The sequence below is a fragment of the Blastocatellia bacterium genome, from assembly GCA_016713405.1.
In the GTDB taxonomy this organism is placed as follows: Bacteria; Acidobacteriota; Blastocatellia; order Chloracidobacteriales; family JADJPF01; genus JADJPF01.
On record JADJPF010000023.1, the window covers coordinates 72,248 to 88,369 of the forward strand.

Below are 16,122 nucleotides of genomic sequence, written 5' to 3' on the forward strand. Positions count from 1 at the left end.
GTGATTCGCTCTTCTTAAATTAACAGCGTTTTCCATCTATTTCAAATTACTGAAAATCTAATGGTTGGTGAGCCTGCGAAAATTTTTCAAGAATAAATATATGATCTTCACAGTAAAATTTTTTTTCTCAAGTTTTGTTTTTATTTATAGGGAGGTGTTTTGTGTTATTTAATATTGGGGAAAAAGTCGTCTATCCTAATCATGGTGTTGCAACTATTGAACAAATAACTACTAGATATATGGATGGTGCGGATAACCAGTTTTATCACTTACGCCTTTCTGCTACTAACTCTGTTGTAATGGTGCCAATTAATAATGCCAAACAAGTTGGACTCAGAATGCCAATTGCTAAAAATCAATGTGAACAACTATGGAAACTTCTAAGCGATAATTTTTCTGAACCTCCAGCAGATTGGAAAGATCGCTTTAAGGATTTTTCTGATAAAATGCGTACAGGTGATATATTTTTTGTAGCAGAAATCTTAAAAAATCTAACTTACTTAAGTAAAGCTAAACCTTTGTCTTTTCGTGAAAAAAGAATGCTAGAAAGAGCTAAGTTTCTAGTTGTCAGTGAATTAGCAATTGTTTCAGTCTCTTCTGAAAAAGAAGTCTCAGATCAAGTTGACAATGCGTTAAATAGAGCTTGCGTTAAACATGAAAGTAAGCATATGCATGCTTTTGCATAAGTAATGTTTTTGTAACTAAAGAATAAACGTCCTAGCTAAAGTGAATTTTAAGCTTAAATAAATCTTTAGCTTTTTAATATATGTCTATAACAAGGAAAATAATATGCCAATGTTACGGTATTATTTTCCTTGCTTTAATTTAATTAAAATAAATATTTAGTGGAGGCAGTACAGTAATTTTGTACTAGTAAAACTAATGAAAATTTATGACGTTTCAGTGCCAATTAGCCCTGAAATGCCAGTTTATCCAGGTGATCCTAAGATAGACATTCATTTAAGAGAAAGTATAGCTAAAGGCGGTGTTTGTAATGTTAGCTCTATTTCTCTTGGTTCTCATACAGGCACACATATAGACCCACCTTATCATTTTATTGAAACAGGAATTAAAGTAGACCAAATACCACTTAATTTATTAATTGGACGCACTCGTGTTGTAGAAATCCCTTCAGCTAAAATTGATAAAAATGTGCTTAAGGAAATAGATTTAGGCGATTGTGTAAGGTTAATCTTTAAGACCCGGAACTCTTATTTATGGAGTAACAAAAATTTTGTCACCGATTATGTTTATGTAACACCTGATGCCGCAGAAATTTTGGTTGAGTCAGGAATTAAGCTTGTAGGGATTGATTATTTATCGATTGAGCAATATGGATCTACTAACTACCAAACCCATAAAACCTTGCTTGGAAGCGGTGTAATAATAATTGAAGGGCTAAATTTAGCAGAAGTTGAAGCAGGGGATTATGAAATGATTTGCCTACCATTAAAAATAGAAAATGCTGATGGTGCGCCAGCACGCGTTATTTTACGGGGTTAGTTGGAATTTATGATAGATTTTTCCATCTTAAGTGTTATTGAACGTCATAAAATTTTTGCCATAATAAAAACCGACTCAGCAGAAACAGCATTAAAAGCAGCAGAAGCGGCGGTTGTTGGAGGGTTAAAATTAATAGAAATCTCTCTTACAACTTCTGGAGCCGTTAGGGTTATTTCTGATTTGCGCCGTAAATATGGAGATGCTATTAGGGTTGGTGCTGGAAATGTAATTTCTATTGATATGGCAGATCGAGCAATTAAAGGTGGAGCGCAATTTATTTCCTCTCCTCATACAAATGCTAATATTATTGAATTTTCTATTAGCAAAAAAACTTTTCCTATAGCTGGTGCTGCTACTCCTACAGAAATTTTGTCTGCATGGGATTTTGGAGTCCCTTTAATTAAAGTTTTTCCTGTTTATACTCTTGGAGCTTCCTCTTATATTCACACCTTAAAAGAATCTATGCCAGAAGTTAGACTTCTACCAACTAGCGGCGTTACTATTAATAATGTAAAAGATTTTCTACAATCAGGGGCTTTTGCTGTAGGAGTTGGCGGTAGTATATTTAGATTAGCAGATATTAATAATGATAATTATGCTAGTATTGCAGAACGCTCACGCACTTTAATTAAAGAAGTTGAGAGTATAAGCTAAGTAGCTGTTTATCAATGGTTTATCTCTGTCACTAAAGATGTATAGGCTTGAGTTAGATCAGTTTCAATTGCCTTCCAATCCTCTTCTGTTACTTTACCTAATTCTTGTTGGTTGTCTCGATAAAGCATTGCTTTTGTACGAGCCTCAGCATAAGAGTTAAGCTTATTTATTTCAACACCATAAAATTTTGCTGAAGTTTCAGCAATTGCATTAACCAAAGCTTGCTCACCATAGGTTTTTCTTTCTCTATGAACAATCCACCATTCTAGCTCTAATTTAGCTAATTCTTGAGTATTACTAGACATATTACCTATATGATTTATTGATGCAAAATAATTTTGTAAATAGGGAATAGCTTTTTCATAATCAGCACGGCTTTTTCCTTCCTTAAAAGCAAAAGCGGCTTTTGCTGCATAATAAGCAGTTAGATTAGCTTGCCAAAATGGTAATTTATTTTGTTCTCTAAGCATTATTACTAGTAAATAGTAAAGTTCAGCAGGTTTTTTATCATAATAGGCACGCCACATTTTAGTTTCTAGCTGTGCAATTACTACAGGGTTAAATTTACGTAAATTAGCTGACCAGGGCCATAAAAATCTATTAATATCCAAATAATCAACAAGCTAGCAATGGATAAAAAAATTTTTTAGTAAAAGAGTTTTTTTAGGAGTAAAAAATTTCTTTTCTGACATATTCTTAAATACTACTTAAACCACGCATAAATTCTTCAGCTTCTGCTGGATTACAATAATTAGCTAACTCATTGATAAAATTTGGGTAAAAGTTAGCACCATCAAAGTCTTCTATAAGCTGAGATTGCTCTGCTTGTTTTATTAAAGTTATTACTCTTAATAAAATTATAGGTATCGGCCACCCCATAACGCTAGACTTATTTCTTGCCCAATTAATAATAGTTTCTACTAACTCTTTTTGGCTAATGGTTGTTGGAGGTTTGGTACGTAGTAGTTTTGATAGAGCATCAGAAGTAAAAAGAGGTGCGCGGCGATCATCAAAATAATCTAACATTTCGCTAATAGCCTGGTCTGCTCCCATATTCTTTTTTTGCAGTGCTGCAAATGGGTTTTTATCTTTTTCCCCTTTATAGTCAAGTTCATCAGAAACAGCACGAGTTATAGAACTTCGTTTAGAGGCTTGTAGCTGTGCTAATGGGTTAATAGCAGGATTTACAGATGGATTATTACTAGGTTGATAATAACCCTGTTGTGGTTGAGGCGGCTGATAATTATTTGGCGTAGCATAGCCGGGTTGAGGAGGAACTTGTTGTACTGCGCCGGTTTGCCAGATATTTCTTGCTGCACCGGTTTGTAACCTAGTATTAGGTAAAGGTGCATTAGGTGTTTGAGGGGCAAAAGGTGATGGCATTTGCGGTTGCATAGGTTGTTGCATAGATTGTTGTGGGTAATAGCCTTGGCCTGGCATACCATAACCCATCATAGGTTGTTGCATCTGAGGTTGTAAGGGTGGAGGCATTGTATTTGGAGCGGGCATTATAGGTTGCATAGCTTGTGGAGGTGGAGCAACTGGAGCAGTACGAATATAATTGTAACTTTCATTAATAGAGTTAAAAATTATTTCAATTTCAGTTTTTAGCTGTTGAGGTGCATTAGCAAATTTATCTGGATGGAAACGTGTAGCTAATTGTAGGTATGCTTCATAAACTTCATTTATATTATTTTGTGGTTGTACTCCAAGTATTGCCCTTGGATCACGGGACATAATTCTTTGTCTTATTGCTTCAAATTCTGTAGGTGTAATATCTGTGCCAGGGAAAATAGGTTGTTCTTGTTGAGCAGGCTCATCTACTTGTTCAAGCATTCCTATTACTAATAATCCATAAATAGATTGTAGAATTTTTTCAGGTCTATCTTTAGAATTTACTAGTAGTTTTAATATATCTATCGGCTCTTTAGCCATATTCATTAAACTTAGTTCTACAGGATTAAAGGCTATGGCCTGGATTTTAGAGCGACCTGTAGTTGTTGTATGTAGCCATTTAGATGCTGATCCTATACCTTTTCTAATTACATCAAAATCGTTAAGCCTACGTATTCCTTCTAGGATAATTGTTGGAGTAGAAAATTTCATTTTTAGCTCATCTGGAGCTAAATTTTCACCAGTATTAAATTGAAAATTGCCTGTTTTCCAATTAAAAACAGAATAAATAATATCTATAAATTGTAGGGTGACATAATTAACTAACTCTCTTTCGCTAAGTATGCCAAATTCAACTAATGCACGTCCTACCCTTTGTCCTGAAGGAAGTTGGGTGAAGAACTGTTCTAATTGTTGACGTGTTAATTTATTATAACGGACTAAAGTTTCACCAATTCGGTCTTCGGGTTGGTTGCTAGAAGCAAAAACAACTTGTCCACGTTCAAAACAGACATGTTTTTCTAGATTAGCGGTTTCTACTGTAGCTTTTGCTATTAATTCACCGCTTCGACGTTCATTATAAATAACTCGTAGGATTTCTGGAAAAGGGGTTGTTAAAAGTGAGCCTTGCATATAATTTTTTAGCCTGATTTTTTGAGAGTTAATAAATTTGATAATACTTTGCTAACTAACTAATTGCAAGAACAAGAACATACTAAAAATAAACATATAAATAAAATACAAGTAGTTAAGTATTTTTGATGTTAAACATTAAACTAGATCAATAATAATTTTTGAGGAAAAAATGGATCTTAAAAACTTTATAACCATCTTTATAACAGTTTTTATTGCTGAACTAGGCGATAAAACCCAGCTAGCTACAATGCTTTTTGCTTCTGGGCAAAATGTTAACCGCTGGGTGTTTTTTTTGCTTCTGCTCTAGCCTTAGTAACTACTTCTGCTTTAGGAGTACTGGCTGGCAGCCTAATTTCAAAATACTTAAATGAAAAATACCTTTCTATAATTGCTGGGGTCGGTTTTATATTAGTTGGATCTTGGACTTTGATTAAGGTATTTTACTTGGAAAAAAGATAAGACTCTTAAATTTCTTAGTTTTGCTGGTAATTACGGTCTTTCCAAACTACTCCACGACTACTAATAATTGAGTAAATAGAATTACAACTAATTGCTAGCATTACTATTATTGCAACAGGATGTAGCAAAACGCTATAAATTCGATAGCTATGACGCTTTAGTAAAATAATCCTTAGTAAATAAACTAGTAATATTTGAAAAATAGTAATAAAAAGTACAGTTTTTGTTGCTATTAATAATGCTATAAAAGGCCAAATATAAATTATTAAATTAAAAATAATAAAGCCTATTAGCTTAATAATTGAATAAGAAAAAGAAGCAAAGAAATTTTTAGTAAACCCTTTCCATAGTTCTGATAATGTTTGATACATTTGGCAAGATAAAAGTAGCGTTCCATCAGCTACAACTAATTTTTTGTTTGCTTTTTTTACAGCTTTTGCTAAATCTAAATCTTCAACAATAGAGCTTGCCACGCTCTTAGGACCATTGATTGCTTGGTAAGCAGATCGATTAAATAATAAAAATTGCCCTATGGCCGCAGAAATAGACTCGGTTTTAGTTCTACTTAAAAAAAATCCAGGAAATAAAGTATAAAAGATAAAGTAAAGTAGCGGCATCATTATTTGGGTGCTAGTTGTAGGAGCTAATTGCTTTGGTAATAAAGATAGTAAATCTGCCTTTTCTTTAGTTGCAAAAACTACACTAGCTGAAATTGCTGTAGGGGTGTAACGTGTATCAGCATCAGTAAAAAGTAACCAATCTCCGTTTGCCACGTCTGATAACTGATGACAAGCCCAGGACTTTCCCACCCAACCTTTAGGCAGTTTTTGACCTGTAATTAATTTTATTCTCTTGTCTGTTTCTGCTAATTTAGCAACTTGTTTGCTAGTGTCGTCTGTGCTTTCATCGTCAAGCACTAAGATTTCTAAATTAGAATAAGTTTGATTTTGAAGCGATATTAAACAATCAGTAATATTATTAGCTTCATTACGGGCAGGAATCAAAACAGAAACTAAAAGTTCCTCTGATTCTACTTTGAGTGTTGGTAAAACTAGCTTTATTGTTAAGTAATTAGTAAAAAAATTTATTGTAACTAATAGTAATAATACAAGTAAGCAAATTTGCAAATTTAATAGCATAAATAAAAACAATTTTAGATTAGTAGGCGAAAATTTGACAAAATAGCAATGCTAATCTATAGTGTGGAAATTTTACAAGTAAAGTTAAATAATTAAAAATTAATATTTAACTGTGCAAATCTTTTAAGTCATTTGTTTTGATTATGTTAAAGCTAGAAAAATTAGAAATCAGAGGCTTTAAGTCTTTTGCTGAAGTAACAGAAGTTAAATTTCATCAAGGAATAACTGCTGTAGTTGGCCCTAATGGATGTGGAAAAAGCAATATTTTGGATGCTATTTCTTGGGTGTTAGGTGAGCAGTCCCCTAAGTCTTTACGCGGTAGTAAAATGGAAGATGTAATTTTTAATGGGACGGCTGAACGTAAACCTTTAGGGCTAGCAGAAGTCACTTTAACGCTTATGGCTACATAAGATATTTCTGCACGTGATAATGAAGCCGATGATATTGAGATTAAAGAGTCAAATGTAAAAATTGATAACTTATTAGCTAATAACACGTTAGAAGTAGAGGCTAAAAAAGTTAGCAAAAAGAAAAAAAGCCTGCCTACAATTACAAAAGGCGAAAAAATAACGGTTTGTCGTCGGCTTTATCGTTCTGGGGATAGCGATTATTTAATGAATGGGCATATTTGCCGGTTGCGAGATATTCAAGACTTTTTTGCTGGTACTGGTTTAGGTGGGGCGCAATATGCAATTATTGAGCAAGGCCATATTGGACAAATCCTTTCTTCTAAACCACAAGAGAGACGAGGATTAATTGAAGAAGCAGCAGGAATTACTAAATTTAAGGCCAAAAAGCACTTAGCCGAACTTAAACTAGAAGCAACTAAACAAAATTTGTCTCGCCTAAATGATATTTTGGCAGAAATTGAACGACAAATAGCAGTGCTAAAAAAACAAGCCTCAAAAGCTCGCCGTTATCGTAAATTACGGGAGCAAATCCGCCTATATTGGCAATATATTTTTATTAATGAATATAAAAGAATTAATGATAATCTAAATAGCGTGGTAGCTAAACTTAATCAGAATCAACAGATAGAGCAAAGTTTAATAATTGAATTTACTAAAGAAGAAGCTAGAAGTCATGTTTTACAATTAGAAGTTGATAAATATAAGGAAGTGTTAGAGCAAATAAAAGAACACCATAAAGAATTAGAAATAGAATCACAGCGAACACATAGTTCAATTAATTATCAAAAAGAGCAAGAAAAGGAAATAAAAATAAGAATTATTAATTCTGAGCAAGAAATAAAAAATATTGGAGAAAAGCTTGTAATTAATCAACAAGAAATCCTTAAACATAAAATAGACAAAGAAATATTAAGCGAGCAAGTAAATAAACTAGAAAAAGATTTGGATAATCAGGAAAAAGTTTATCGTTCTCAGCAAAAAAATTTAGCTGAGTTAGAAAAACAGTTAGATAGCCTTCAAAAACAACAGCTAAATGAAATAAGTAATACAGAGAGGTTAAAAAACCTTCACCAACAGCTATTAGATAATCAAAAGCGGGCTAATTGGCAAAAAGAGCAGTTAAATAGTGAACTTGGAAAAACAGAAGAGCAACTTGCAAATTCTGAGCAGGAATTTAATAAATTACGTAAGAAACTTACTCAAACAGAAGATAAAATTGAGACATTTTTAACGGATTTAGAAGATGTTGAAGACCGCTTAAAATTAGAAAAACAAAGCACTTTACAAGCACAAAAAACATTAGATGAAATAACACGCTCAATTGCTCGTAGTGAAGACCGCCTTGGCTCATTAAAACAGTTAGACGAAAAACAAGCCTATTTTAGCGAATCTGTGCAAAAACTCCTTGGTGATAAAAAAATACAAAAACAGTTTAATTTAGTTGGTACATTAGCCGATATTTTGTCTGTAAAGGTGGAAAATGAAACTATTGTAGAAAAAGTGCTTACAGATGTTTTACAAACAATTTTGGTTAAACAAAGTGTAGATGCAGTTAACGCTATAGAATGGTTAAGTAAGCAAAAAGGAGGCCAAGCTAGCTTTTTAGTTATTTAAAATAAAGTAGATAGCCAAGAGACAATAACTATTAATATTGATGATAAGCGAGCAAAATTATTACTAAATTTATTAGGATTAAAGGCAGAGTATATAAATTTATTTCAGCTAACTTTTCCTGAACTTGCTAAAGCGTTTGTTACTGATAATTTAGAAATAGCTTTAGAGCTTTCCGCGAATAACCCACAATATTTGTTTTTTACTGTTAATGGCGAAAAAGTTAGGGCCGGAAGGCTTTTAACTACTAATTTTAATAAAGTTAGCAGCAATGTTTTACAGCTTAAACGAGAGATTAAAGAGTTAAATGATAAGTTAATTAACCTAGAATCAGATGAAATAACAGCTAAAAATAAATTAAATGTTCAACAAGAAAAAGTCAGACAACTAGAAGAAGAAAAAGCAGAAATTGATTCTTTGTTAAGAACAGAGGAAAAAACCTTAGCTGCGCAACAAGTCGAAGTTTCACAAAGTGCTAAAGAGCTTGAACGAACTCGCCAACAAATTAAAGTGGTTAAAACAAAAGTTACAGAAAATGAGCAAGAAATAATAAAATTAGCAGCAAGAATTATAGAAACAATTAAAGAATTACAAGAAGCAGAGCAATATAAAATTGATATAGAGAATAATTTAGCTGCAAAAAAAGCTGTAATTAGTCAAGTAAAACCTGATGTTGAGCTAGCAAACCAAAAACTAATGGAGCTAAAAACAGAAACAGCCGCTAAACAAGAACGCTACCGAGCAATTAAACAAACTTTAGAAAAATTAATTACAGAAAATCAAGAGCTAATCCAACAAAATGAAAAACTTAAGTTTGATTTAACACAACTAGCTAAACGTGGCGAGGAATTAAAAAATAATTTAGTTTTAGCGGAAAAAATAATTAGTAACCTAACAAAAGAAATACAAATTACAGAAAACAATCTAACTAAGGCTGAAGAAGACTTAGCTAGCAAAAATGGCGAGATAGCCCAACTTGAGAGAAAAATAGTAGACCTAAGAAACCAAATTTCTAAGCACCGAGAGTTAAAAGCTAATTTTCAGGTTGAAAAGGCTCGTCAGGAAAGCGACCTACAACATTTATCACAAAATTGCTTAAATGAACTTACAGAAAATATTGTAGATCTAATTAATAGTCCTACTAGTGCAGAATTAAATGAGTTATTAGAAAGTCAAAATGATGTTGCTAGCGTTCAGCAATTGTTAGTTGAAACTAGAGATAAATTATTAGATTTAGGTGCTGTAAATATGATGGCACTTGAAGAACTAGCCGAAGCAGAACAAAGACAAGCCTTTCTACAAGAACAATATAGAGATATTTTAGTTGCAATTGACGCTACAGAAGCAGCTTTAAGGGAAATCAAAATCCGTTCTCGTATTAAATTCCGTGAAGCATTCCAAAAAATTAATGCTAACTTTTCTGTTATGTTTCAAGAGCTTTTTGGAGGCGGACATGGTGAAATGTCATTAATTAACGAAGAGGATATTTTAGAAAGCGGCATTGATATAAATGCACAACCTCCAGGCAAGCGATTACAAAATATTTTATTGCTTTCAGGCGGGGAAAAGGCTATGACTGCATTAGCCTTAGTCTTAAGTATTTTTCAATTTCGCCCTAGCCCTTTTTGTGTTCTTGATGAAGTAGACGCGCCACTTGATGAAATTAACATTGGGCGTTTTACTGAAAAAGTAAAACATATGAGTAACAACACACAGTTTTTAGTAATAACACATAGTAAGCGTACTATGGAAATGGCAGCCTCAATTTATGGAGTGACAATGCAATCTCCAGGTATTTCTAAATTAATTTCTGTTCGTCTGGACACAGAAGTTATTGCTAAAAAATGCTTAAATTAATAATTTTTCAATAATTCTAGTATCTTCATTCACTAAAATATGAACTCCTGGGAAAAGCTCTTTTATTGCTAATAATAATTCTTGGGTAATAGCAACACTTTCATTAAATAATTCAGCCTTATTAGTATTACTTAGTCTTTTACGGAGTTTGTCAGGAATTTTTGTTCCCGGCACTTCATGATGAAGAAATTCTGCATGTCGAGCATCTCTAAGCGGCATTAGTCCAACTAGGATGGGTAGGTTAAGGTTTTTAGTCTTATCTGCAAAACGTTTTAGCAGATCTAAATCAAATATTGGTTGGGTTTGGACAAAATCTACACCACTGTCAATTTTTTCTTTTAATTTATCTAACTCTACATCTAGATTAGGTGCTGCCGGGTTTACAGATGCACCAATGCGAAAGTTGGTAGGTCTTTGAATGTCTGTTCCAGCTAGAGTAAAACCTTGATTTAGACCGTGTAAAATCCGTACAAGACCAGCAGAATTAACATCAAAGACGGAAGTTGCTGATGGCAATTCTCCAACACTTGATGGATCTCCGGTTAAAGCTAAAATCCAGCGAATACCAAGCGCGGCGGCTCCCATTAATTCAGATTGAATTGCCAACAAATTGCGATCACGACAGCTAAAATGTAGGACTACTTCCATTCCAGTTTGAGCTTGTACTAAATGAGCAAAAGCAATAGAGGACATTCTTACTCTAGCTTTTGGATTATCTGTAATTTGTATAGCATCAACACCTAAGCTTATTAATTTTTCTACTTGTTCAATATTTGATTTGTAATTAAGCCCTGAAGGAGCGTCTATTTCTGCTGTAACTATAAACTCTTTACCAAGTTTTTTTTCTAGTTCATCTCTCATTTTAACTTGTGAACTAGTAACAATTATTGGATCTGAGCTTAAAGTATGGCTGCTATGACGCGGTTTTTGACCTGTAACTACTTTAGACATTGCTTGAATATGTTCTGGTGTAGTTCCACAGCAACCACCAATAATGTTTGCACCTGCTTCAACAAAAAGACGTGCATATTCTTGTAAATAATCTGGAGAAGTTAGATAAACTTGACGATTTCCAATTAATTGAGGGTGTCCAGCATTAGGCTGTATAGAAACACGTAAATTAGTAGTCTTTAGAAAATCTACTAGTAAATTATACATATGATGTGGGCCAATGCTGCAATTTACACCCACCACGTCGGCATCTGCGGCAGCAAGTGCTTCTAATGCTCGACGAGGCTCATCACCAAATTTTGAGAGTCCATCTTCAAGAAATGTCATTTGTGCAATGATTGGACGACGTGAATCTATAGTTCGTGCTGCTCTAACAGCTTCTAAAGCTTCTAGAAGGCTAGGGTGGGTTTCAATAACTAATATATCTACACCTGCTTGATAAAGAGTTTTAATTTGTTCTTGGTAAATAGCTCCAAGTTCTGACAAAGAAAGATTACCATAAGGTTTAACTAATGCCCCTAGTGGCCCAATTGCACCAGCAATAAAAATATTTTGTTTTCCGCTACGCCGCACGGCTTCTTTAGCAATAGCAACACTAGCAGCGTTTATTTCCTGATGTTGGCTAGCTAGCCCAAAGCGTGCAAGTTGGAGTCGATTGGCTCGGAAAGTATTGGTTTCAATGATTCTTGCCCCTGCTTCAATATATTCTAGATGAAGTCTAATAACATTTTCTGGATTAGATAAATTTTGTTCCATTGAGCTAGCAGGACTTAAACCTTGTTCTAGCCAAACAGTTGATTTAGCTCCATCAGCTAGTAGAATTTCTTTATCAAGGCAAGAGAGAAAGTCAGGTAGGTTTCTAACCATTATTAACCCCAATTTAATGAGTAATTAGCACAAAGCCCCATTGTATTAATCTTAGCTATTTGGTGCAACCAAGCAAAGGAAGGTGGTTGTTAATATACTGTCTGATAATGAAACAACTAATTTTAATCGTCATCATCTTCTTGAGCATGTGAATGTTCTTGTTTATCAATTTTGTCACCAAAAGTAGCAGATAAACCTTGAATAAGATCATTTTTTTCTTGATTTGATAAATCTGCTCTAGGGTGTGTGAGCAAATAAGTAGTAAGTGGCATTTCACCAGATTGAATTTCTTCTGCTGCTTCATGACCTTCATTTTCAGATTTTCTTCCCCATTCAGAAACATTAAATTTAGCTCGTCCTTCTTCAACATCTTTTTGCACTAACCAAGAAACAGGAGCAATATTACTGTACCAAGGCCAAGATGTTTGATTACTATGACAATCTGCACAAGCACGAGAGAAAAGGTCTTTAGTTGTTGCACTATTCCAATTAGGTTCGCTTGTAATTGGTGGATTAGAATGGTTGCGCCCATAAGGGACAAATTGAATTGCTAGAAAAATTATAAATATAATTGCTACAATAGAAAAAACTACTTTCTTTTTCATACACTCCTACCTTAACAAACACTTTTATTTGCCCTGCTTTAATATATAGAACGCAAAGTTTGTGCCATTAAATTGCTGGTAAAGTAGCTTATAAATTAATGGGTTTTTAAGAATAAGATGAGGATTTTTTCATATTTAATAATTAGAAAGTGCAATACGACCAATTTCAAACTTTATATCTCAATCAACAATTGACCAAAAAGGGCTTTATGGTTAAATTAAGCACTATAAATATTTAGGGAGTTTTTTTAATGTCAAAAGAAAACGTTTTAGTGCTACCTGCAATGGCTCAGTTTTCCCTCACAGAACGCGGAATAGAAATAGTTAATGATGGCGATATTATTTTACATGCTAAATTTGCTGGCGCAGTAATACGATCATTAAATGGGGATGTGCATATTTTTTCTACTGAGGGAGAAAAACAGAATCTGACTAGCGTAGAAGCCCTTAATGGAAAAGTGAAAATTGTAGGTGAAGATTTTGACATAATGGAAATTCGCGCTAAGGAAATCTTTGCTGATATTAAATCTTTATCAAGTAAAGTTATTCGTGTTGATGAGGAAATAACGATCAATCGGGGACGTGTTCAGGCTAATGCTGTGTCTGCTAATACATTAAATTTTTCTGGGGCAGAATTTAACGGCCAACATATTGGAATAAAGGAAACCGCTAGTTTTAGCTGTGAATCAATGCAAGTACAAGTAGTTACAGGGTCAAAACTAGATTTTCAGCTACGAAATACATTAAAAATTGGTAAACTTACTGCTCATACAGAAGTCTTTTTATCAGCAAAATCAATAGATATTGATTATCTTTCAACTAAAAACTTAAAAGTAGATCCAAAAACTCAAGGTGTAATTATTTGTCTTGACGGGCCTGCACCTACAGAACCAAATAGCTTGGTTGGACTACTTTCACCAGCTATTTTCTTAGAAAAAATACCTTCATTAACTGGGCTAATTCGAGAACTACAACCAACAGCACTAGAAGAAAAATTGCTGGGTAGTGCTGTAGAAGATAAGAAACAGTTTAGTATTAATGACGTAGAAGTTATAGAAGGTAAAAATAATACAGAAAATATACAAGAAAGTGCTTTTTTGGAAAGACCACCAGAATTTTATCGTACTTCAGCAGAAATTCCGATTCCTTATCGAGAACTAGCGGCTAGGCAAAAGATTATAGAGACAGCAAAAAATGGAGTTGAAATACTAGAAGAAATACCAACTTTTGAGCCAGACCTGTCTCCATCAGGGCCAATTTTTGAACCGGATTTAGCACCTTCAACGCCTCTTTTTGAGCCTCCTGGACTTATAGAACCAATTTTTGAGCCAAATAAAGTGGAAGACAAAATAACAGAAAATGAGTCAAAACAAGTTTCCTTTGGAATCAAAAATGTAACAATTTTATCAGGAGACTTATCACCTTTAGAACTTCCTCCATTAGTAGCCGAAACAGATGATCCTATCAATAGTGATACTAATCCCTTAAATTTAACAACTGATGGAATAATAGATTTAGGGCTAGATACTTCTAGCACCGATAAGTAATCATGTGAGATATTAGCACTCCAATGGATCGGGGCCAAAGGTAGAAAGGAAAAATTGCCAATATTTTTATAGTTCTTAGCGTCTGTAAATTGCTGATTCTGCGTTCAACTATAGCTAGTTATTAGCTCTTTAGCTACCCTTACAGCAATTATTTCTGGCTGGCCGCGGTTTAAGCGGTTTAATAGGGATTTTAATAAACAAAACTATTGATTAGTTTATCGCATTTTTGCTATCCTACATATAGCTAGTGTGTAGATAGTAGTAACTTTACCAGATACCCCTAACAAACAATGCCTGTATTAATAAAAATAGCCCCTATAATTACTGTGCAATTGTTACTTTGAATACTTTACTTGTAGTTTATAACTTTACTTAGGCAATATTTTTTCATTTTAATAACTATAAAATACTTTACTAAATTAGGTAAGGTTAGCCTCACTGTTTTTTATATATTATATAGCTAGTTATATTACTGATTATTTGAATTAAAGATTAAAAAAGGCAAAGGTGAGAGCATGTCTACTATTCTAATCATAGAAGATGATCAAACTATTTGTGAATTATACTCTACAGTATTAAAAGAACATGTGATTTTACAAGCTACTAATACCAATGATGCAATAGAAGCGGCCATTCAACACCAACCCGATTTGATTCTTACAGATTTGCGTGTTCCTGACATTAATGGTTTTTTTCCTAAACAAAACCATACTTTTGAATTCCTAAAAAACCTTCGCAAAGCTGATGGTAAAGCAAAAATTATTGTTTGTTCTGGCTTGTGTTATGACCAACAAATTCAAAACTCTGTTTTAGTTGCTGGAGCAGATTTTTCTCTACCTAAAAATGGCTCTATTAAAGCTCTTAAAAAGGCTGTTGATCATGCTCTTATCACTTATACAACCTCTAGTATTTCATAACAAAAAGCAGCTAATTATTGATAGGGTAATAGAATAAAGATGAGTCAAACAGTTGTTTCCAAACAAGATGCAGGTTTAGTAAAAGGGAATGTTTTGTTAAGTTTGTTGGCTTATATATTTAAAGAACTAGACCAACAACAAAAAGAGAAATTTATTTCTCAAATTAGTTCAGAATATAAAGACAAAATTATTAATAACAATATCCTTCCCACTCATAAAGTGTCTGTGTCTACATTAAATGAGTTAACCATAATGGCCGCTACTATTAAAGGAAAACCTATAAGGCTTTTTGCTAGAGATGCAGGAAGATTTAGTGCTGAAATAGGAATGAAAAGTACTTATAATATTTACTCAAAAATACGTACTCCTAACGTACATTTAGCAAAAGCTTCTATAATTTGGTCTAGTTTATATGATAAAGGTCAGATGGAGACTCTGAGGGTAGACAAAGGAAAATCTATTGTTAAACTAACAAATATACCAACTCAACCAGTTATGTGTGATCGTATTTACGGTTGGTTAGAAAGAACTAATCAATTAAATGGCCTAGAAAATGTCAAAGTATTTCATACTAAATGTTTTTCCCTTAGTTGTTCTCATTGTGAATGGGAAATCTCTTGGCAAAAACCATCAAAGCTTTAGATGAAATCTCTAAAGTAAAAATTTTAGGTTATTATAGTTATAATACTTGGCTTACCTATTTTATTAATCAAAAGGAATTTATAATCTGCAAAAACACTAATATTATGTTTCAAAATACACAAAAAAATTTTGCCCACACAAAAATTTCTTCAGAAAAACAAGTCATTTTATCGCTTGAGCAAGCTTTAGCTAAAAAGGATTTTCAAAGGCTAAAACTCTTGAGTCAAGAAATGTATCTTGGTAATAACAATGATTTTAGATTACTCAGCGTTTTTGGAAAAATGATAGAACATACAATAGTAGATCAAGACATTTTTATTATTGAGTCTTTATTAGTCTCTTGCAGACTATACATTGATAGTAATACAAAGCTTTTTATTAAGAATACAAATAATATACATAAACCGTATGTATAGATTTGTATAAATTGA

General features: G+C 33.2%; 15 protein-coding genes and 1 pseudogene. 11 read left to right on the forward strand and 5 right to left on the reverse strand.

Annotated elements, in window-relative coordinates; all coding sequences use genetic code 11:
• Positions 1-161: 161 nt before the first annotated feature.
• The 3 genes from IPK14_23970 (at position 162) to IPK14_23980 (ending at position 2,157) form a co-directional block, all read left to right on the forward strand.
• Positions 162-686, forward strand: a complete 525-nt coding sequence (locus IPK14_23970; protein MBK7996313.1) for a CarD family transcriptional regulator — start codon at positions 162-164, stop codon at positions 684-686.
• A 196-nt stretch (positions 687-882) separates the two neighbouring features.
• Entirely contained in the window at positions 883-1,503 is a 621-nt protein-coding gene (locus tag IPK14_23975; protein ID MBK7996314.1) for a cyclase family protein, read from the forward strand.
• Positions 1,504-1,512: 9 nt separating this feature from the next.
• Positions 1,513-2,157 carry a bifunctional 4-hydroxy-2-oxoglutarate aldolase/2-dehydro-3-deoxy-phosphogluconate aldolase gene (locus IPK14_23980; GenBank protein ID MBK7996315.1) on the forward strand — a complete coding sequence of 215 codons (645 nt, stop codon included), beginning with the start codon at positions 1,513-1,515 and terminating at the stop codon, positions 2,155-2,157.
• Positions 2,158-2,168: 11 nt separating this feature from the next.
• Here the strand turns inward: IPK14_23980 and IPK14_23985 are convergent, their stop codons facing one another.
• Positions 2,169-2,768, reverse strand: a complete 600-nt coding sequence (locus tag IPK14_23985) for a hypothetical protein (protein MBK7996316.1) — start codon at positions 2,766-2,768, stop codon at positions 2,169-2,171.
• A gap of 85 nt (positions 2,769-2,853) precedes the next feature.
• Positions 2,854-4,683, reverse strand: coding sequence for a DUF4388 domain-containing protein (locus IPK14_23990; GenBank protein ID MBK7996317.1), 1,830 nt, complete (start codon positions 4,681-4,683; stop codon positions 2,854-2,856).
• 172 nt (positions 4,684-4,855) lie between these two features.
• Here IPK14_23990 and IPK14_23995 point away from each other — a divergent pair.
• Positions 4,856-5,145: pseudogene (locus IPK14_23995) on the forward strand (TMEM165/GDT1 family protein).
• Positions 5,146-5,159: 14 nt separating this feature from the next.
• Here IPK14_23995 and IPK14_24000 read toward each other — a convergent pair.
• On the reverse strand, positions 5,160-6,284 hold the full coding sequence (locus IPK14_24000) for a glycosyltransferase (GenBank protein ID MBK7996318.1): 1,125 nt from the start codon (positions 6,282-6,284) through the stop codon (positions 5,160-5,162).
• A gap of 143 nt (positions 6,285-6,427) precedes the next feature.
• On the opposite strand from IPK14_24000, the gene IPK14_24005 reads away from it, so the two are divergent.
• From IPK14_24005 to IPK14_24015, 3 genes are all read left to right on the forward strand, one after another.
• Positions 6,428-6,694 (forward strand): AAA family ATPase, encoded by a 267-nt coding sequence (locus IPK14_24005; GenBank protein ID MBK7996319.1) that lies wholly within the window; start codon positions 6,428-6,430, stop codon positions 6,692-6,694.
• A 204-nt stretch (positions 6,695-6,898) separates the two neighbouring features.
• Positions 6,899-8,308 carry a hypothetical protein gene (locus IPK14_24010; protein ID MBK7996320.1) on the forward strand — a complete coding sequence of 470 codons (1,410 nt, stop codon included), beginning with the start codon at positions 6,899-6,901 and terminating at the stop codon, positions 8,306-8,308.
• Positions 8,309-8,500: 192 nt separating this feature from the next.
• A complete protein-coding gene (locus tag IPK14_24015; protein ID MBK7996321.1) occupies positions 8,501-10,162 on the forward strand; it encodes a hypothetical protein in 1,662 nt (553 codons plus the stop codon).
• Here the strand turns inward: IPK14_24015 and IPK14_24020 are convergent.
• The gene (locus tag IPK14_24020; GenBank protein ID MBK7996322.1) at positions 10,154-11,980 is read right to left on the reverse strand and encodes a bifunctional homocysteine S-methyltransferase/methylenetetrahydrofolate reductase; all 1,827 of its coding nucleotides are present in this window, start codon (positions 11,978-11,980) and stop codon (positions 10,154-10,156) included. The two genes, IPK14_24015 and IPK14_24020, sit on opposite strands and share 9 nt — an antisense overlap.
• 122 nt (positions 11,981-12,102) lie before the next feature.
• Entirely contained in the window at positions 12,103-12,585 is a 483-nt protein-coding gene (locus IPK14_24025) for a heme-binding domain-containing protein (GenBank protein MBK7996323.1), read from the reverse strand.
• A 251-nt stretch (positions 12,586-12,836) separates the two neighbouring features.
• On the opposite strand from IPK14_24025, the gene IPK14_24030 reads away from it, so the two are divergent.
• From IPK14_24030 to IPK14_24045, 4 genes are all read left to right on the forward strand, one after another.
• The gene (locus IPK14_24030; GenBank protein ID MBK7996324.1) at positions 12,837-14,132 is read left to right on the forward strand and encodes a hypothetical protein; all 1,296 of its coding nucleotides are present in this window, start codon (positions 12,837-12,839) and stop codon (positions 14,130-14,132) included.
• 515 nt (positions 14,133-14,647) lie between these two features.
• Entirely contained in the window at positions 14,648-15,049 is a 402-nt protein-coding gene (locus IPK14_24035; GenBank protein MBK7996325.1) for a response regulator, read from the forward strand.
• A gap of 39 nt (positions 15,050-15,088) precedes the next feature.
• Entirely contained in the window at positions 15,089-15,691 is a 603-nt protein-coding gene (locus IPK14_24040; protein MBK7996326.1) for a hypothetical protein, read from the forward strand.
• A complete protein-coding gene (locus tag IPK14_24045; GenBank protein MBK7996327.1) occupies positions 15,667-16,107 on the forward strand; it encodes a hypothetical protein in 441 nt (146 codons plus the stop codon). The genes IPK14_24040 and IPK14_24045 overlap by 25 nt, the downstream gene beginning before the upstream one ends.
• The last annotated feature ends 15 nt before the right edge of the window (positions 16,108-16,122 follow it).